Origin of the sequence: Jiangella rhizosphaerae (assembly GCF_003579925.1) — a bacterium.
GTDB classification, from domain to species: Bacteria; Actinomycetota; Actinomycetes; order Jiangellales; family Jiangellaceae; genus Jiangella; species Jiangella rhizosphaerae.
On sequence record NZ_QUAL01000158.1, the window covers coordinates 1 to 18,100 of the forward strand.

An 18,100-nucleotide genomic window follows, 5' to 3' on the forward strand; every position below is an offset into this window, starting at 1 on the left:
CCAGCCGCGGGCCGACGCGCCGGCGACCGCGCTGCCGACCGGGTAGGCGAGCCGGCCGAGCCGCGGCTTGAGCGGGACGGCGCGCCGCCCGGCCTCGGCGCCCACGCCGAGGTGGACCGCGTTGACGACGACGCCGCCGGCGTCGTCGGTCAGCACGTCGAGGTCGCGCTCCTTGCCGTCCAGCACCACCTCGGCGGCGCGCGCGGGGTCCAGCGGCAGCCCGAGCGTGCGGGCGAGGTCGTTGCCGGTACCGAGCGGGATCAGCCCGAACTCGAACGGCGGCCGGTCCAGCAGACCGAGGCGCAGCGCCGTGGCGACCAGCAGGTGCACGGAGCCGTCGCCGCCCAGGACGACCGGCCGGTGACCGGGGTGCCGTTCGAGCACGCCGGGGAGCGCGTCCGGGTCGAGGTCGGCGACCTCGACGCCGTCGCCGCCCGCGCGCAGCACGCCGAGCGCCGTCCCGACCGCCCCGTCGCGCGCGCCGCCCGCGCGAGTGTTCGTGATGACCAGCAGCTTCGGCACCGTCCGATGGTGCCAGGTCGACATGAGAGAACGCTGAGGGCCGGCGCCGGTCACGGGCGCGGGTGACGACGGCGGACACCGTGCACCTGTCGCGGCTCGGGCTGGAGCAGACGCTCGCCGAGCTCGCCGACGTCTTGTGAGCGGAGTCGCTACCCAGCGACAATGCCTCGATGAGGCAGGGCGATGACGCGCCGCTCGACCTGGGCGTGGTGGGCACGGCCGACGAGCCGGCGACGGACGAGCCCGGCGAGCCGCCACCGGGCTCCGGCCGATGGCGGTGGGCGGTCCCAGCCGCGACGTTCGCCGTCGGCGGGGCGCTCGGGCTGGTGGTCGCCGACACCCGCGACGACGCCGCCGGCTACGCCGACGTCCGGCTGGTCAGCGGCGCGATCCACGGCCTGTCCGACCGGCACGACGAGGACTCGCCCGGCCGGATCGAGCTGAGCATCCTCAACCTCGGCGAGCACGAGGTCGAGATCCTCGGGCTGGAGCCGGCCGGCATGACCGTCCATCCGGACACGGAGCCCGCCGACCCGGTCGCGGCACCGCCCGGCGAGTGGGTGACGGCGCTGCAGGACGGGCTGGTCGCCGACTGCGACGCCCAGGCCGGCGACGGACTGCGGATCCGGGTCCGCGACGTCGGCGGCACGGTGCGCGTCGTGGAGGCCGACGGGCTGCCCGACGTCAGCGGCGTGGGCGGCGTGTGGCAGCACGCCTGCCGGCCGCCGGACCTGCTGTTCCCCGCCATCGCAGCCACGGTCACGGCGTCCGATGCCGGTAGCGTGACGACCGAGGTGCGATTGTCCAATCCGAGCACCGAACCGCTGGAGGTGATCGAGTTGGCGTCCGAAGCTCCCGGACTGGCCGCGACGGTCGCCGACCTTCCGTTCGTCCTGTCCCCGGACGAGTCGCTGGGCGTGCCGATGACGTGGACCGTCACCGACTGTCGGCTGGCGCGGCAATGGCACGACCCGCAATTCGTCTACGCGTTCGCCGGCAATCAACCCTCCCGCGGCAACCACCCGGTGGACGCCGCCGCACAGGCCGCGCTCGTGTTGCTGGTCGACCGCGTCTGCGGGGACACGCCGTGACGCGCGCCGACGAGCCGCTCGATCTCGGCGTCGTCGGCCGCGACCCGGATCCGGAGGCGGACGGCCTGCCGGACCGGCCGGAACGGCGCGACCGCCGCCGGCTCTGGGCCGCCGTCGCCCTGGCGTTCCTCGTGGGCGGGGTGATCGGACTGGTCGTCGCCGACGCGCGCGACGACACGGCCGGCCAGGAACGCATCGAGCTGTACGGCGGGCCCGTGCGGCCGGTGATCGTCGACCGCGGTCCGCCGCGGGGCGAGCTGACCGTCAGCGTGCTCAACGCCGGCGACAGCGCGGTGGAGATCCTCGGTGTCGTGGTCGAGGGCATGACCATCGACGGCGACGCCGAGGCCGCCGACCCCGTGACGGCCGATCCCGGCCGCTGGGTGAGCTACGTCCAGCGCGGCCTCGAGGTCGACTGCGACGGCCCGATGCCCGACGCCATGCGGGTGCGCGCTCGCACGCCGTCCGGCGAGGAGCGGCTCGTCGACGTCGAGCCGCCCGACAACCACGAGGGGCTGCGCGGATTCTGGTACGTCGAGTGCCAGGCCGCCTACCAGTTCGGTCTGGGGGTCCGCGACAGCACGGTGCTCAGCCGCGGCGACGGCGCCGTCGTGCTGGCGCTCGAGCTGGCCAACACCGGGCCCGACGACCTCCGGCTCGGCGCCGTCGCGGCCAGGGCGCCCGGCTTCGCGCTGACGACCGGGGAGGCCGAGCCGGCCGTCCCGGCCGGCGACAGCGCCACCCTCACGACCACCTGGACGGTGACCGACTGCGACCTGGCGCTGACCGCGTCCGGCGGGTCGCTCGCAGTCCGAATCCTGCACGGCGACGCCGAGACCGAGCAGATCATCGTGCTCCCCGAACAGGCGTTCACCGCGCTGGCCCGGTTGTCCGGGCAGTCGTGTCCGGCGACAATCCAGGAATGACGGTGGGGGACGGGCGCGACGACGCCATTCTCGACCTCGGCGTCGTCGGCTCGCCCGGCGACCAGCCGCCACCGGAACCGGCCGAGCGGTCCGCGCATCCCTGGCGGCGCTGGGCCCTGCCCGTCGCGGCGCTGGTGGTGGGCGGCCTGCTCGGCGCGGTCGTCGCCGACGCCCGGCACGACACCGCCGAGCTGGCCCGCGTCGGCATCGTCAGCGGCATCTCGAACTGGACGCCTGAGTCCGTTGACGACGACGGCGCCTGGGTCGAGCTGCAGCTGCTGAACATCGGCGCCCAGCCGGTCCAGATCGTCGGCATCGAGGCCGACGGCTTCCACCTCGCCCCTGACACCGGCCCGATCGAGGCCGTCGACGCGCCCGTGGGCGAGTGGGTCACGGTCCGGCAGGACGGGCTGGTGGCCGACTGCGCGGCCGCCGCGCCGACGCGGCTGCGCGTGCGCATCCGCGACGACGGCGGCGAGGAGCGCACCGTCACCGCCGACCAGCAGGCCGACTACGGCGGCGTCGCGATGCTGTGGAACACCGAGTGCCAGTTCGGCGCCGGCTACGTCCAGTTCGTCGGGCCGGCGACGACGAGCCTCGACGCCACCAGCCTCACGGTGACCCTGCCGATGTTCAACTACTCCGGCCGGCCCGCCCGGGTGACCCGCATGGTGCCCATCGCGCCCGGCCTGAGCGCGGCGCCGCCGGAGCTGCCGATCGAGGTGGCCGGCAACGGCACCACCCAGGTCGAGATCACCTGGACCGTCGAGGACTGCTCGGCGGCGACCGCGATGCGCGGCGGCGACGGCCTGGTCGAGTACACCGTCACGTCGGGGACCAGGCAGCTGCCGGAGCACTTCCCGCTGGACGCCGACGTCATGGTCGAGCTCGTCCGGCTGGTGACCCACGTCTGCGCGTGACGCCGGCGCGGCCGTACGTCGGCGGGCGTAGCCGGCGGATCAGCACCTGAGCGGACGAGCGCGACCCGGCGCCGCGGCCAGGCTGAGCGGCATGAGCATCGACCACGCCCCGTACCTGTCCACCCTCAGCCGCCGCGGCCTGTTCGGGCTGGCGGCGGCCGCGGCCGGCACCACGCTGCTGCGCGGCCCGCAGGCGACGGCGGCCGGGACCGCCGTCGGCACGGAGGACGCGTTCGCCGACTGGCTCGACCGGCACGCCACCCCGGTCCGGACGAGCCCGCGCGGCCCTCTGGACGACCTCACGCCGCTGCGCCGGACGGTGCGCGACGCGGTCGTCGTCGGTCTCGGCGAGTCCGCCCACGGCACGCACACCCAGTTCGCGCTGAAGCACCGGGTCGCCCGCTACCTGGTCGAGGAGCTGGGCTTCCGCACCATCGCCTGGGAGGAGAGCTGGGGCAGCGGCGTCGTGCTCGACCGCTACGTCCGTGGCGACGGCACCGACGCTCGCAGCGCCGTCGGCCAGGCACTGTTCATGCTGCGCAGCCAGGCGATGCTCGACCTCGTCCGGTGGATGCGCGAGTTCAATCGCGGCCGGCCGGACTGGGACCAGGTCCGCTTCCTCGGCGCCGACGTCCTCGAGCTCCGAGCCCTGCAGTACGACGAGATCGAGCGGTTCACCGCCGCGGTGGCGCCGGCACGGCTGCCGCGGGTCCGTGCGCTGCTGGGGGTGCTGGCCCTGCGCGGGACGCCGCAGGAGCACCTCGTCTGGTACAAGTACCGGCTCACCGAGGACGAGCGGCGGCCGCTCGTCGCCGCCGCCCGCGAACTGCACGAGCTGGTCCGCGACGCCGCGGAGAGCCGGGCCGCCCGCCGGGGCCGCGCCGCCGTCGACCCCGACGACGCCGTGCTGCACGCGTACGCGCTGCTCGGGTTCTACGAGTCGGGGTCGGCCGCCGGGATCGCGGACGACGTGCGCGACCGGTACGTCGCCGACCTCCTGACGTTCTGGCACGAGCGGACCGGGCATCGGATCGCCTACGGCGCCGCCAACGCGCACGTGGCCGCGGCCGAGGAGATGGTGGTCGAGTTCCCGCCGGACCCACCGGTGCGCCGGCGGCTGGCCGGCGGCCTGCTCCGGGCGCGCTACGGCGCCGGCTACGTCGCCGTCGGGACCGTCTTCGACCACGGCACCGTGCTGACCGGCTGGGAGGTCGACGGCGGACCGCGGGTGTACGCCGTCCCGCCGCCGAGCCCGTCGTTCGCCGACGCGCTGCTCGGCCGGGCGCGGCTCGGCGACTACCTCATCGACCTCCGGCGCGGCGGGCCGACGGAGGTGCGGGACCGGCTGGACGGGCCGGCGTCGCTGCGCATCATGAGCTCCGCGTACGACCCCGCCCGCGACGAGCACTACGCCCAGCACCTGCCGTCGTGGCGCGCCGGCTTCGACGCGCTGCTGCACGTCCGCACCGTCGCCGCGACGCAGCTGGTCTAAGGGAGGATCGCGTCGACGTAGCCGCCGTCGACCCGGACGGCGGCGCCCGTCGTCGCCGACGCCTGCGCCGAGCTGAGGTACACGACCAGGTTCGCGATCTCCTCGGGCTCGATCAGCCGCTGCAGCAGCGACTGCGGGCGGTGCCGGCGCATGAACTCGCGCTGCGCCTCGTCCCAGGGCAGGCTGCGGTCGACCAGCTGATAGACGAAGTCCTCGACGCCGCCGGTGTGCGTGGGGCCGGCGATGACGCTGTTGACGGTGACGCCGGTGCCGGCCGCCTCCTTGGCGAAGCCCCGCGAGACGGCGAGCAGCGCCGTCTTCGTCATGCCGTAGTGGATCATCTCGGCCGGGATGACGACGGCGGAGTCGCTGGCGATGTACTGCACCCGGCCCCAGCCCCGCGCCGTCATGCCGGGCAGGTAGGCGCGGGTCAGCCGCACGGCCGCCAGCACGTTCACCTCGAAGTACCGCCGCCACTGCGCGTCGGTGATCTCCAGCGCCGGCGTCGCTTCGAAGATGCCGAGGTTGTTGACCAGGATGTCGACGTCGGGCAGTGCTTCGGTGACGGCGGCCGCGCCCTCGTCGGTCGCGACGTCGGCGGGGACGGCGACGACGTCCGCGCCCGTGACCTCCGCCCGCAGCCGCTCGACGCCGGCGTTGACGGTGTCGGCGCCGCGCCCGTTCACCCCCACCCGCGCGCCCGACCGGGCCAGCCCGGCCGCGATGGCCCACCCGATGCCCTGTGTCGACCCGGTGACGAGGGCGGTCTTTCCGCTGAGATCGAGGCGCATGCCCCCGATTCTCCTTCAGCAGTGCTCAGAGTGTGAGCCGACGTTGGTCGTGCCGGTGGGAAGGTCGCTGGCGTTCTCGATGGAGCCGACATCGTGCCGACGGCCACGCGCGCGGCAGTGGCCCCCTCACCGTGCCGACGAACGACGAGCCGCAGGCCGCTGATGGGTGAGGGATCCGGGTAGCCAGGACGACGCGGATCCCTCACCCATCCAGGCCGCGACGGCATCACCTGCCGACCGCGACACCGTGACGACGACGCCGCCACCATGACCACCACACCACGAGACACGCCCCACGCATTCATCGGCATCTCCAAGGCCGCAGCGTCGGCAATCTCGGCGTCGTCCCCCTGCACGTGGCTGAGAACGGCCAGCTATCAAGGGGACGGGGAGTATGGCGACGACCGACCCAGGGCGTTCGCCGCGTTTGTGTGTGTGGCGTTGGTGGCGTGGAGCGTCCACCTGCTGAGATTGCACCGTGATTCCGGAGCCGTCACGAGGATTTCCTGAGCGTCAATAGGCCTACAGCCATGTTGACGCTCAGGAAATCCTCGTGATGTAGGCGATCCTGGATGATCATCACTGTCCACAGCCCGGCAAACAGAGCGGAACCGGCACGCCAAGCGTGAGGTGAAAGCCCGGCCGACGCCGTCCACGATCGCCTGACGCCACGGAGTGTGGTGACCCGCGTGTTGGCCGCTCTGGATAGCTGGGATCGTTGGCCGTCCACCGGCACCGGCGCCGGCCGCCTGCGGTGGGACGCGCGCGGGGGGCCGCTAGGCCACCGATCGCCTGCGCCGGGAGATCGCCACGCCGACCAGGCTGATGGCGCCGCCGACCAGGCCGAACACTGTCGGAATCTCGCTGAGCAGCGCCCACGACATCAGCACGGACACCGTCGGGACGACGTAGGTGGTGGCGCTGAGCCGCCCGGCGTCCATGCGCTTCAACGCGTAGGCCCAGGTGGTGAAGCCGATCGCGGTCGGGAACAGGCCCAGGTACACCGCGGCCAGCACGGCGCCGAGCGAGGCGTCCGACAGCTCCGACACCAGCTGGGGCGTCCACGGCAGCAGCACCGCCGTGCCGACGACGCAGGCCAGCCAGGTGGTCGTCAGGCCGTCGGTGACCCGCAGGACGACCTTCTGGATCAGCGCGCCCGCCGTGTACAGCACCGCGGCCAGCAGGCAGAGCGCGACGCCGAGCCCGTCGCGGTCGCCGCTGGAGCCCAGCGAGATGACCGCGACGCCGCCGAGGGCGACCAGCGAGCCGGCGATCAGCGCCCGCGGGAACCCCTCGCCGAGGAACAGCCCGGCGCCGAACGCGATGAGCAGCGGCGCGACGTTGACCAGCAACGCGGCGGTGCCGGCGTCGACGTGCTGCTCACCGGCGTTGAGGGCGACGGTGTAGCCGGCCAGCCACAGCACGCCGCACGCCGCGATCAGCCCGAAGGTCCGCCGCGACAGCGGCACCGGGATCACCCGGCGGCCGCGCGTGGCGACCACCAGCACCGTCAGCGCCACGGACGCGACCGCCAGCCGGATCAGCGCGAGCGGCGCGGCGGACAGGGTGTGGCCGACGTCGCGGATGGCGACGAACGCGGAGGCCCAGAGCAGGACGGTGACGGCCGCGGCGAGGGCGGCCTTGCGGCTCTCGGAGAGGCGCGGTGCGGCGGGAACGGGAGCCTGGAGGGTCTGCGTCACCCTGCCATGGTCGGCGCCCTGATTCGACAGCACAAGCACGTATTACTGACGAACCGTTAAGGTGAGCTGTACGATTGGATCCATGCTGGACGTGCCCCGCCTCCGCCTGCTCCGCGCGGTCGTCGCCACCGGCTCCGTCCGGGCCGCCGCCGAGACGCTCGGCTACACCCCGTCCGCCGTCAGCCAGCAGCTGGCCGCGCTGCAGCGCGAGACCGGGCTGCGGCTGCTCGACCGCGCGGGCCGCGGCATCGAGCCGACCACCGCCGGCCGGACGCTGGCGACCGAGGCCGAGCCGCTGTTCGAGGCGCTGACCCGGCTCGAGGGGCTGGTCGGCGACCTGCGGGCCGGCCGGGTCGGCAGCCTGTCGATCGGCTACTTCGCCTCGGCGGGCGCCGCCTGGCTGCCGCCGGTCGTCGCCGCGCTGCACGCGGAGTTCCCCGAACTGCGGCTGGACCTGCGGATGACCGAGATGAGGCTGCCCGACAGCCGACCGCGAGGTCCGAACCCGCAGCGAGTCCCACAAGGGAATCGGGGAATGCCGGACAGCTACGAGCCCGACGTCGACATCTTCGTCGAGCGGCCCGAGTGGACGCCGCCGGCCGGCGCCGACGTCCGGCACCTGGTCGACGACCCGTACCTCGCGGTCGTGCGCACCGACGACCCGCTGGCCGGACGGGGTGAGGTGCCGCTCGCCGAGCTGGCCGGGCGGCGCTGGATCGACAACGACGTCAACGACGGCGCCTGCCGCCGCGTGCTGCTGCGCGCCTGCGCCGAGGCCGGATTCTCGCCGGAGTTCGCCGTCGAGACGCACGATTACCACACCGCGATCCCGTTCGTCGCGACCGGCATCGGCCTCACCGTCGTCCCGGAGCTGGGCATCCGCGACCTCCCGCCGGACGTGACGACGGTGCGCATCGTCGCCCCGGAGCCGGTGCGACGCATTCACGTCGCCGTCCGCAAGTCCGCCGCCCAGCACCCGGCCGCACAGCGCGCCGCCGACCTCCTGCGCGAGGTGGTCGGCGGCGCGGCGGTGCCACGTCAGGACTGAGCGGCGCGAAGGCCGGCGAAGAACGCCCGCAGGTCCTCGACCAGCACGTCCGGCCGCTCCAGCGCGGCGTAGTGCCCGCCGTCGGGGAACTCGGTGTAGCGGACGATGTTGTCGTTGTCGCGGTCGGCGAACGCCCCGATGGTGCGGAAGTCGTCGGCGAAGACGGCGACGCCGGTGGGCGCGTGGTTGACCTGCGGGGTGGCGCCGGAGCGGGCCTCCTCGAAGTGGTACCGCCCGGCGGTCGCCGACGTGTTGGTGAACCAGTACAGCGACACCTCGGTGAGGATCTGGTCGCGGGTCACCAGGCTGGTCCCGTTGCCGAAGGAGTTGAACAGCTCGTTCCAGGCCAGCTGCCCGGCGGGGGAGTCCGACACGCCGACGGCGACGGTCTGCGGCCGGCTGGCGTTGATCGCGTTGTAGCCACCGACGGACTGGAACCACTCGAGGTGCTGCAGCCCGGCGTGGTCGGCCGGCGACAGGTTCGCGAACTCCGCCGGGTCGCCGGACGGGAACGAGAACAGCTGCAGCACGTGCAGCCCCAGGAACCCGGGCGGGTTCAGCAGGCCGAGCTCGCGCGACACCATGGCGCCGCCGTCGCTGCCGTGCGAGCCGTAGCTCTCGTAGCCCAGCCGGCGCATCAGCGTGTCGTAGGCGCGGGCGACGCGCGCCATCGTCCAGCCGCGGTCCTCGACCGGCGTGCTGAAGCCGAAGCCCGGCATCGACGGGACGACGACGGAGAACGCGTCCTCGGCCCTGCCGCCGTGCGCGACGGGGTCGGTGAGCGGGCCGATCATGTCGAGGAAGTCGACGAACGAGCCGGGGTAGGAGTGCGCGAGCAGCAGCGGCGTGGCGTCCGGCTCGGCCGACGGCACGTGGATGAAGTGGATCGTCTGGCCGTCGATCTCGGTGAGGTAGTGCGGGAAGGCGTTCATCCGCGCCTCCTGCGCGCGCCAGTCGAAGCCGTCGCGCCAGTGCTCGACCATCTCGCTCAGGTAGTGGTTGGGCGTGCCGTAGTCCCAGTCGTCGCCGGGGACGGGCCGGGGCAGCCGGGTGCGGACCAGACGGTCGTGGAGGTCGTCGAGGTCGGCCTGGCTGATCTCGACGCGGAACGGGCGGATCGGTGCGGTGTTCGTCATGACAGTCACGCTACGGGCCTATTAGGCAAGGTATCTTCCTAGAATGACGGGGACCTCCGCACGGATGTTGGCGCTGCTCTCGCTGATGCAGTCGCGGCCCGCCTGGACCGGTGCCGAGCTGGCCGAACGCCTCGGGGTCAGCACCCGGACCATCCGCTACGACGTCGACCGGCTGCGCGAGCTGGGGTATCCGGTCGACGCCGCGCGTGGGCCGGCCGGGCACTACCGGCTCGGCGCCGGCGCCCGGCTGCCGCCGCTGCTACTCGACGACGAGGAGGCGGTCGCCGTCGCGATCGGACTGCGCGCCGGCAGCGGCGTCGCCGGCATCGAGGACAGCAGCGCGCGGGCGCTGGCCAAGCTCGAGCAGGTGCTGCCGCACCGGCTGCGCCGTCAGGTCGCCGCCGTCCACGACGCGATGTCCCGCGGGCCCGAGAACACCAGCAGCAACGTCGATGACCCGGTGGTCGACGCGGCCGTCCTGACGGCGTTGGCGGCGGCGATCCGCGACCACGAGCACGTGCGCTTCGACTACCGCGGGCGCCCCGGCACCGATCCGCCGCTCGCCGTCGAGCCGTATCGGCTGGTGAGCTGGCAGCGGCACTGGTACCTCGTCGGCCGCGAGCCGGCGTCGGGGGAGTGGCACCCCTACCGCGTCGACTGGCTCTCGCTGCGCATGCGCACCGGGCTCCGGTTCGCGCCGGCGCCGCTGCCGGGCGAGGACTACACCGCGTTCGTGCTGCGCGAGGTCGCGTCGACCGGCTGGTCGGTGCACGCGCGGATCACGGTGTTCGCGCCGGCCGCGGACGTGCTGGCGCGCATCAACCCGACGGTCGGCGTCGTCGAATCGGTCGACGAGTCGACCTCGGTGCTGGTGACCGGTGCGGACAGCCTGGAGATCGTCGCCGTCTACATCGGCATGCTCGGGCTGGACTTCCAGGTGACCGAGCCGCCGGAGCTGGTCGAGCACCTGCGCGTGCTCGGTGACCGCTACCGCCGGGCGATCAGGACCTGAGGTCGCAGTCGCGGCGCTTCCGGACCGCGCACGGCACATCGTGGCGCCGTGCTCCATCGCGGACCTGCCGGAGGCGGCGCCCCCCGTGACATCACTCGCCCGGCGCACACCTCACTCGCCACGATGCCGCATGGCGTGGCGAGATCGCCCCGGTACGGTTGCTGACGCGGGTGAGGTGCACCTGACGCGCGGGAGGACCATCCAGGAAAGGCAGCGCCGCCCCGCTGACGACGAGCTAGCAGGCCGATGCGGCGGGGCTGACGCTGGGGCACGATCTTGCTATGCTCGTGGGTGAGCTGGTCCTTCTGCGGTTGGACCGGAAGTGGGCCGAGGACCCCGGGGGCATACCCGGACCTCGGCTTCGCGCTTCCTGCGGTCAGTCCAGGTCTATTCGGAGCTCGGTCAAGGTCCCCTCGATCAGCTCCCGGTACGCCGCTTCGCGACCTTCCGCAGCGCTGGTCGCCCCGGCGAGGATGTCGGCAAGCCACAGCAACGGCTCTTCGCCAGGGCGTGCGTGCCCGACGTGGAGGGCGGAAGGCAGAACACCCCTGGATCGGAAGCCGACCACCACATCGAGGTCGCGCCGATCCGCTATGGGGTTGCGTGTCTCCAGCCACACCTCGTCCACCCCGGCCGTCGCCAGCTCGAAGAGCAGGGTCTGTAAGCAATGCCGCCGCGCCCGTTCCTGGCGCCGCGGGTCGACGGGAGCTCCGACGACCACGACCGGGAGAATCGGCAACGCGGCGAGGACACCGGCGGCGTCGCGGCGTTCGAAGGGTTCCTTGTCGCGCCAGTGGAACCGACGCCCAGGGCGCGGTTCGAGGGCGCGGACGGCGGCGCGTACACGTCCGGCATCCGCCCGATCGAGCGCGACCGCCGCGAGGACGTACACGCCGTCGTCGACACGGATCGACTCGTCGGCGTAGGCCAGCCAGCTCACACCTCCTGTGGGTCGATTCCACGGGCGGTTCGTGACACCCCGTGAGAGGCTGTGCACGGCCGAACGAGTGACCCCGGGGAGGACCGTCAGTGCCCAGACCAGTGGTGCGGCTGCGCGACGAGGTGTTGTCCGCCGACGGCGAGACGCTGCGGGCGGGCATCGCGGCCATCCAGGCCGAGCTCGAGGTCACGCCGGAGTTCCCGCCGGACGTCGAGCAGGCGGCCCAGCAGGCCGCGAAGAACCCCCGGCTGCCCGACCTCGACCGCACGGACCTGCCGTTCGTCACCATCGACCCGGCGACGGCGATGGACCTCGACCAGGCCCTCCACCTCGAACGCAACACGCAGAGCGGCGGCTACACCGTCTACTACGCCATCGCCGACGTCGGCGCGTTCGTGCGCCCCGGCGACCCGGTGGACGAGGAGGCGCACAAGCGCGGCGAGACGCTCTACGGCGCGGACTCGAAGGTGCCACTCTACCCGAAGGCGCTGTCCGAGGACGCCGCGTCGCTGCTCGCCGACCAGGTTCGTCCGGCGCTGCTGTGGACCATCGAGCTGGACGGCGACGGCGACACGCTCGCGGCCCGGGTCGAGCGGGCCCGCGTCCGCAGCCGCGCCAAGCTCTCCTACGCCGAGGTGCAGGCGCAGCTCGACGCAGGCACGGCCGACCCGGTCTTCACGCTGCTCAGGGACGTCGGCGAGCGTCGTCTGGCCAAGGAGGCCGAGCGCGGCGGCGTCTCGCTGCCGCTGCCCGAGCAGGAGGTCCGCGTCGACGGCGAGCACTGGTCGCTGGAGTTCCGGCAGCAGCACCCGGTCGAGCAGTGGAATGCGCAGATCTCGCTGCTCACCGGCATGACGGCGGCGACGTTCATGGTCGAAGCCCGCACCGGCCTGCTGCGCACCCTCGCGCCGGCCGACCCGCGCGACGTCAAGCGGCTGCGGCGGACGGCGAAGGCGCTGCGCATCGAGTGGCCCGAGAACCAGAGCTACCCCGACTTCGTCCGCTCGCTGGACCCCGCCACGCCCAGCCACGCCGCCATGCTGGTCGCCTGCACGCGGCTGCTGCGGGGCTCCGGCTACGTCGGGTTCGCCGGCGAGCTGCCCGAGCACACCGGCCACTCCGCCATCGCCGCCGACTACGCGCACGTGACGGCGCCGCTGCGGCGGCTGGTCGACCGGTACGCGCTCGAGATCTGCGTCGCGCTCAGCGCGGGCGACGACGTCCCGGGCTGGGTCGTCGACCGCCTCGGCGAGCTGCCGAAGACCATGCAGGCGTCCACCCGGCGGGCCAACCAGTACGAGCGCGCCGTGCTCGACCTCGTCGAGGCGGCGGTCCTGCAGCCGTACGTCGGCGAGAGCTTCGACGGCGTCGTCGTCGACCTCGACGACCGCGACGCGCGCAAGGGCGACGTCACCATCCGCGAGCCGGCCGTCGAAGCGCCGATCAGCCACGCACGCGAGCTGCCGCTGGGCACCGACATCAGGGCCCGGCTGGCCGCCGCCGACCCTCGGACCAGGACGATCCGGTTCGAACTGGCCTGACCGGGTAAACGACCGGACACGTCGTCGTCCGGAAGGGAACCCCGACCATGCCCGTCGTCGGCTGGCACGCGTCGCACGAGCAGATCCCCCCGAGCCGGCTGCTGGCCGACGTCCGGCACGCGGAACAGGCCGGGTTCCAGGCGGTGTGGTCGTCGGACCACTTCGCGCCGTGGGGGAGGCGGCAGGGGGAGTCGGGGTTCTCCTTCGCCTGGCTCGGCGCGGCGATGGCGACGACGACGCTGCCGTTCGGCGTGGTCTGCGCCCCCGGCCAGCGCTACCACCCGGCCGTCGCCGCACAGGCGATCGCGACGCTCGCGGAGATGTTCCCCGGCCGGTTCGCCGTCGCCCTCGGCAGCGGCGAGAACCTCAACGAGCACGTCACGGGCGACCCCTGGCCGGACAAGAACACCCGCAACGCCCGCCTGCGCGAGTGCGCCGACGTCATCCGCGCCCTGCTCGACGGCGACGAGGTCACCCACCGCGGGCTGGTCACGGTGGACCGCGCCCGGCTCTGGACCCTTCCTGAGACCCCGCCACCGCTCTACGCGACCGCCGTCACGCCGCGGACCGCCGGCTGGGCCGCCGAGTGGGCCGACGGCCTGGTCACGGTCGGCCAGCCGGCGGCCACGCTGCGGGACGTCGTCGACGCCTTCACCGGCAACGGCGGCGCCGGGAAGCCGCTCGCCGTCCAGATCCACGTCAGCTGGGCGCCCGACGAGGACGAGGCGCTGCGCATCGCCCACGAACAGTGGGGGACGAACCTATTCTCGCCGCCGCTGTGCTGGGACCTGGCGACGACGGAGGAGTTCGACGAGGCCTCCAAGCACGTCCGCCCCGACGACGTCCGGCAGAGCGTCCTCGTCACCGCCGACCTCGGCCGGCTCGCGGCGCACCTGAACGACCTGGCCGACCTGGGCTTCGGCACGATCTACGTCCACCACGTCGGCCAGGAGCAGACCCGGTTCATCGACGCTCTCGGCGAGCACGTGCTGCCGGCCCTGACGGCGGTGCGCGCATGAGCCGGCGCCGCCGCAGCGCCGGCGACCTGTGGTGGAAGAACGCGGTCATCTACTGCCTGGACGTGCAGACGTTCCTGGACACCGACGGCGACGGCTACGGCGACCTCGCCGGGCTGACCGAGCGGATCGACTACCTCGAGGGCCTGGGCGTGACCTGCCTGTGGCTGATGCCGTTCTACCCGTCGCCCGAACGCGACGACGGCTACGACATCGTCGACTTCTACGGCGTCGACGAGCGCATCGGCACGCTGGGTGCGTTCGTCGAGATGGTGCGCACGGCACAGGACCGCGGCATCCGGGTCATCGTCGACTTCGTCCTCAACCACACCTCGCACCACCACCCCTGGTTCCAGTCCGCCCGCAAGGGCCGCGACGCGCCGTTCCACGACTTCTACATCTGGCGCGACGAGAAGCCCGAGGACAAGCCGGCCGACCTCGTCTTCCCCGGCGAGGAGCGGTCGACCTGGGCCTGGGACGACCAGGCGCAGCAGTGGTACTACCACCGCTTCTACACCGAGCAGCCCGATCTCAACACGGCGAACCCGGAGGTCCGCGACGAGATCGCCCAGATCGCGGGGTTCTGGCTGGCGCTGGGGCTGGCCGGCTTCCGCGTCGACGCGGTGCCGTTCCTGACGGAGGAGTCCGACCGCGCGACGGCCGGGGTGCAGGAGCCGCACGAGCTGATCCGCGACCTGCGCGCCTATCTGACCCGGCGGCGCGGCGACGCGATCCTGCTGGGCGAGGTCAACCTGCCGCCGGAACAGGCCTTGGAGTTCTACGGCGAGACCGGCGACGAGCTCACCATGGCGTTCGACTTCACCGTGAACCAGGCGCTGTACCTGTCGCTGGTGCGTGAGGACGCCGGGCCGCTGGGGAAGGCGCTGAAGGCGCAGCCGGACCTCCCGGACGACTGCCAGCGGGTGAACTTCGTCCGCAACCACGATGAGCTGTCGCTGGACCAGCTCTCGGACAAGGAGCGCGCGGAGGTGTTCGCCGCGTTCGGGCCGGAGCCGGACATGCAGCTGTACGGACGGGGGATCCGGCGGCGGCTGCCGAGCATGCTCGACGGCGACGAGCGGCGCATCCGCATGGTCTACTCGCTGATGTTCTCGCTGCCCGGCACGCCGGCCCTGTTCTACGGCGAGGAGATCGGCATGCGCGAGAACCTCGCCATCGAGGGCCGGCTGAGCGTGCGGTCGCCGATGCAGTGGTCGAACGAGCGGCACGCCGGCTTCTCCCCGGCGCCCGAGGGCGCCCGGCTGGCGCGGCCCCTGCCGGACGAGGTGTCGACGACGGTGGAGGCGCAGCGGCGCGACCCGGACTCGCTGCTGAACTGGATGGAGCGGCTGATCCGGCGGCGCAAGGAGTGCCCGGAGCTGGGCTGGGGCCGGTCGACGCTGATCGAGTCGTCCGGGCCGGTGCTGGCGCACCGCTGCGACTGGGACGACCGCACCATCGTCGCCGTCCACAACCTCTCGGGCACGAAGGCGTCCGTGCGGCTGCCCGGCGACGACGGCTGGGAGCGGCTGACCGACCTGCTCGGCACCGACGACGCCGTGCCGGGGGAGAACCTCGAACTGGAGCCGTACGGCCACCGCTGGTTCCGCGCCGGCTGACGCCGAGTCGTCGGCCTTCACGGTCTGTCGCGTCGACGCGGGCCGTCATGCGACACGTGTCGGATGACATCGCACCGGGCCGCCACTAGCGTCCGAGGATCCCGCACCTCGAGGAAGGACCACTCATGGCCCTGCGCGGACCCCGGACCAGGGCCGGCGCGGCACTCGCCGCGGCCGGCGCCTGTACCGCCGCTCTGCTCACCGTCCACGGCGCCGCAGCCAGCGCCACGCCCGCGGCCGCCCCAGCTCCGGCGCCCGTCCCCGCCCCGGCGCCCGCCGAGCCGACGTTCGTCGACGGGCTGGCGCAGCCGGTCTTCACCGGGCCGTTCGTCCGGCACGAGCTCTGGGTCGAGACCGAGTTCGACACCGACGGCGACGGCGAGCCGGACCGCATGCACGTCGACGTCACGCGGCCGGCCGAGACCGACAGCGCCGGCCTGGACGTGCCGGTGATCTACGAGTCCAGCCCGTACTACTCCGGCACCGCGAGCACCGCCGCGAAGTTCTTCTGGAACGGCAACGTCGAGCTGGGCGTGCAGCCGCCGCTGCGGCTCTCGCCGGACGACCTGCCCGACGCGCCGCGCGCCCCGGGCGGCACCAGCCCGGTCATCTCGAACAGCCTGGTCAACACGTGGGTGCCGCGCGGGTTCGCCGTCGTGCACTCCGAGTCGCCCGGCAGCGGCCTGTCCGAGGGCTGCCCGACGGTGGGCGGGCCGAACGAGTCGCTGGCGCCGAAGGCCGTCGTCGACTGGCTCAACGGCCGGGCCAAGGGCTACACCAGCGCCGACGGCGGCGAGGAGGTGACGGCGTACTGGTCGACCGGCAGCGTCGGCATGACCGGCACGTCGTACAACGGCACGCTGCCGCTGGCGGCCGCCACCACCGGCGTCGAGGGCCTCGAGGTGATCATCCCGGTCGCGCCGAACACGTCGTACTACCACTACTACCGGTCCAACGGCCTGGTGCGCAGCCCCGGCGGCTGGGTCGGCGAGGACATCGACTACCTGTTCGACTACATCAACAGCGGCGACCTGGAGAAGAGGCAGTACTGCCGCGACACCGTCCGCACGCTCATGCAGGCCGAGCACGACCGCGCCACCGGCGACTACAACGACTTCTGGGCCGGCCGCGACTACCTCAACCAGCTCGACGACGTGCGCGCGGCGGTGCTGATGGCGCACGCGTTCAACGACTGGAACGTCGTGCCGGAGCACAGCGTCCGCATCTCGTCGGCGCTCGAGGCGAAGGGTGTCACCGTCCACGAGTACTTCCACCAGGGCGGTCACGGCGGCAACCCGCCCACGGACATGATGAACCGCTGGTTCTCGCAGTACCTCTACGGCCAGGACAACGGCATCGAGGACGACACCGACACCGCCTTCGTCGTCCGGAACGAGCTCGGCGGCAGCTCGCTGACCCCGTACGCCGACTACCCGAACCCGGCCGCGGCGACCGCGACGCTGAACCTGCAGGCCGGTGGCGCGACGGAGGGCGGTCTGACCTCGCTGGCGCTGGCGGACGACGCGACCGAGACGCTGGTCGACGCGGGCGCGAACGCCTGCAACGCCGGCCTGCTGGCGACGACGCCGTCGCCGAACCGGCTGCTCTACACCACGCCGACGCTGACAGAGAACGTGCACCTGTCCGGGACGGCCGAGGTGACGGTGCGGATGGCGGCGTCGAAGGCGCGGGCCAACCTGTCGGTGGCGCTGGTCCGGCTGCCGTGGACGGGCGACTCCGGCTGCACGTCGAGCACGCAGCGGCCGACCACCAGCATCATCACCCGCGGCTGGGCGGACCCGCTCAACCGGAAGTCCGTCTCGCAGGAGCACCCGGTCGCGCCGGGCGAGTTCGTCGACGTCACCGTGCCGCTGCAGCCCGACGACCAGGTCATCCCGGCCGGCAGCCGGATCGGGCTGATGATCTTCTCCACCGACCCCGAGTTCACGCTGCGCCCGCAGCCCGGCACCGAGCTGTCCGTCGACCTTGCCGGGACGACGCTGGACCTGCCGGTCGTGGGCGGCCCGCTGGCGCTGCCGATCTGCGGTGCCGAGGACACCCGCGGCACCGTCGTCATCGACGGCGTCGACACCGGCGTCCCGAACGTCGGCCTGGCCGGCACCTGCACCGTCAACGACCACATCCTCGACGAGGAGGACTGGCCGCACCACGGCGCGTTCGTCCGGCACACGACCGAGCTGGCCGACCAGCTCGCCGGCGCCGGCCTGATCACCGAGCGGCAGCGCGGCGCGCTGGTCCGCGCGGCCGCGCAGGCCGACGTCTGACGCACCGATGCGACGGCGGGCCGTCCCGATGCCGGGGCGGCCCGCCGTTTCCGTGCGACCT

Annotated in this window: 15 protein-coding genes; 10 read left to right on the forward strand and 5 right to left on the reverse strand. The window is 73.1% G+C overall.

Annotated features, from left to right (window positions below; genetic code table 11):
- Window positions 1-546 (reverse strand): diacylglycerol/lipid kinase family protein (locus DY240_RS16535; protein ID WP_267901685.1); only part of this gene is annotated, 546 nt, incomplete at its 3' end.
- A gap of 146 nt (window positions 547-692) precedes the next feature.
- Between DY240_RS16535 and DY240_RS16540 the strand changes: the two genes are divergently transcribed.
- The 4 genes from DY240_RS16540 (at window position 693) to DY240_RS16555 (ending at window position 4,951) form a co-directional block, all read left to right on the forward strand.
- On the forward strand, window positions 693-1,613 hold the full coding sequence (locus DY240_RS16540) for a hypothetical protein (RefSeq protein WP_119660947.1): 921 nt from the start codon (window positions 693-695) through the stop codon (window positions 1,611-1,613).
- Window positions 1,610-2,539 carry a hypothetical protein gene (locus tag DY240_RS16545; protein WP_119660948.1) on the forward strand — a complete coding sequence of 310 codons (930 nt, stop codon included), beginning with the start codon at window positions 1,610-1,612 and terminating at the stop codon, window positions 2,537-2,539. The genes DY240_RS16540 and DY240_RS16545 overlap by 4 nt, the downstream gene beginning before the upstream one ends.
- The gene (locus tag DY240_RS16550; RefSeq protein WP_147375365.1) at window positions 2,536-3,459 is read left to right on the forward strand and encodes a hypothetical protein; all 924 of its coding nucleotides are present in this window, start codon (window positions 2,536-2,538) and stop codon (window positions 3,457-3,459) included. The genes DY240_RS16545 and DY240_RS16550 overlap by 4 nt, the downstream gene beginning before the upstream one ends.
- Window positions 3,460-3,550: 91 nt before the next feature.
- Window positions 3,551-4,951, forward strand: a complete 1,401-nt coding sequence (locus DY240_RS16555) for an erythromycin esterase family protein (protein ID WP_119660950.1) — start codon at window positions 3,551-3,553, stop codon at window positions 4,949-4,951.
- On the opposite strand, the gene DY240_RS16560 is transcribed toward DY240_RS16555, so the two are convergent.
- The gene (locus tag DY240_RS16560; protein ID WP_119660951.1) at window positions 4,948-5,742 is read right to left on the reverse strand and encodes an SDR family NAD(P)-dependent oxidoreductase; all 795 of its coding nucleotides are present in this window, start codon (window positions 5,740-5,742) and stop codon (window positions 4,948-4,950) included. The two genes, DY240_RS16555 and DY240_RS16560, sit on opposite strands and share 4 nt — an antisense overlap.
- Window positions 5,743-6,518: 776 nt before the next feature.
- Complete coding sequence (locus DY240_RS16565) at window positions 6,519-7,442, reverse strand: DMT family transporter (RefSeq protein WP_119660952.1); 924 nt, start codon at window positions 7,440-7,442, stop codon at window positions 6,519-6,521.
- An 82-nt stretch (window positions 7,443-7,524) separates the two neighbouring features.
- Here DY240_RS16565 and DY240_RS16570 point away from each other — a divergent pair, with 82 nt between their 5' ends.
- Window positions 7,525-8,490 carry a LysR family transcriptional regulator gene (locus DY240_RS16570; RefSeq protein WP_119660953.1) on the forward strand — a complete coding sequence of 322 codons (966 nt, stop codon included), beginning with the start codon at window positions 7,525-7,527 and terminating at the stop codon, window positions 8,488-8,490.
- Here the strand turns inward: DY240_RS16570 and DY240_RS16575 are convergent.
- Complete coding sequence (locus DY240_RS16575) at window positions 8,481-9,626, reverse strand: epoxide hydrolase family protein (RefSeq protein ID WP_119660954.1); 1,146 nt, start codon at window positions 9,624-9,626, stop codon at window positions 8,481-8,483. The genes DY240_RS16570 and DY240_RS16575 overlap by 10 nt on opposite strands.
- Before the next feature lie 43 nt (window positions 9,627-9,669).
- On the opposite strand from DY240_RS16575, the gene DY240_RS16580 reads away from it, so the two are divergent.
- The gene (locus tag DY240_RS16580; protein WP_119660955.1) at window positions 9,670-10,638 is read left to right on the forward strand and encodes a helix-turn-helix transcriptional regulator; all 969 of its coding nucleotides are present in this window, start codon (window positions 9,670-9,672) and stop codon (window positions 10,636-10,638) included.
- Between the two features lie 376 nt (window positions 10,639-11,014).
- Here the strand turns inward: DY240_RS16580 and DY240_RS16585 are convergent, their stop codons facing one another.
- Window positions 11,015-11,578: a hypothetical protein gene (locus DY240_RS16585; protein WP_119660956.1), complete on the reverse strand. Its 564-nt coding sequence runs from the start codon at window positions 11,576-11,578 to the stop codon at window positions 11,015-11,017.
- A gap of 89 nt (window positions 11,579-11,667) precedes the next feature.
- On the opposite strand from DY240_RS16585, the gene DY240_RS16590 reads away from it, so the two are divergent.
- The 4 genes from DY240_RS16590 to DY240_RS16605 all read left to right on the forward strand — a co-directional run bounded on the left by DY240_RS16590 (window position 11,668) and on the right by DY240_RS16605 (window position 18,039).
- A complete protein-coding gene (locus DY240_RS16590; RefSeq protein WP_199701627.1) occupies window positions 11,668-13,119 on the forward strand; it encodes an RNB domain-containing ribonuclease in 1,452 nt (483 codons plus the stop codon).
- A gap of 47 nt (window positions 13,120-13,166) precedes the next feature.
- The gene (locus tag DY240_RS16595) at window positions 13,167-14,138 is read left to right on the forward strand and encodes a TIGR03885 family FMN-dependent LLM class oxidoreductase (RefSeq protein WP_119660958.1); all 972 of its coding nucleotides are present in this window, start codon (window positions 13,167-13,169) and stop codon (window positions 14,136-14,138) included.
- Window positions 14,135-15,754 carry an alpha-amylase family protein gene (locus DY240_RS16600; RefSeq protein WP_119660959.1) on the forward strand — a complete coding sequence of 540 codons (1,620 nt, stop codon included), beginning with the start codon at window positions 14,135-14,137 and terminating at the stop codon, window positions 15,752-15,754. The genes DY240_RS16595 and DY240_RS16600 overlap by 4 nt, the downstream gene beginning before the upstream one ends.
- Before the next feature lie 125 nt (window positions 15,755-15,879).
- The gene (locus DY240_RS16605) at window positions 15,880-18,039 is read left to right on the forward strand and encodes a Xaa-Pro dipeptidyl-peptidase (RefSeq protein WP_119660960.1); all 2,160 of its coding nucleotides are present in this window, start codon (window positions 15,880-15,882) and stop codon (window positions 18,037-18,039) included.
- Window positions 18,040-18,100: the final 61 nt, after the last annotated feature.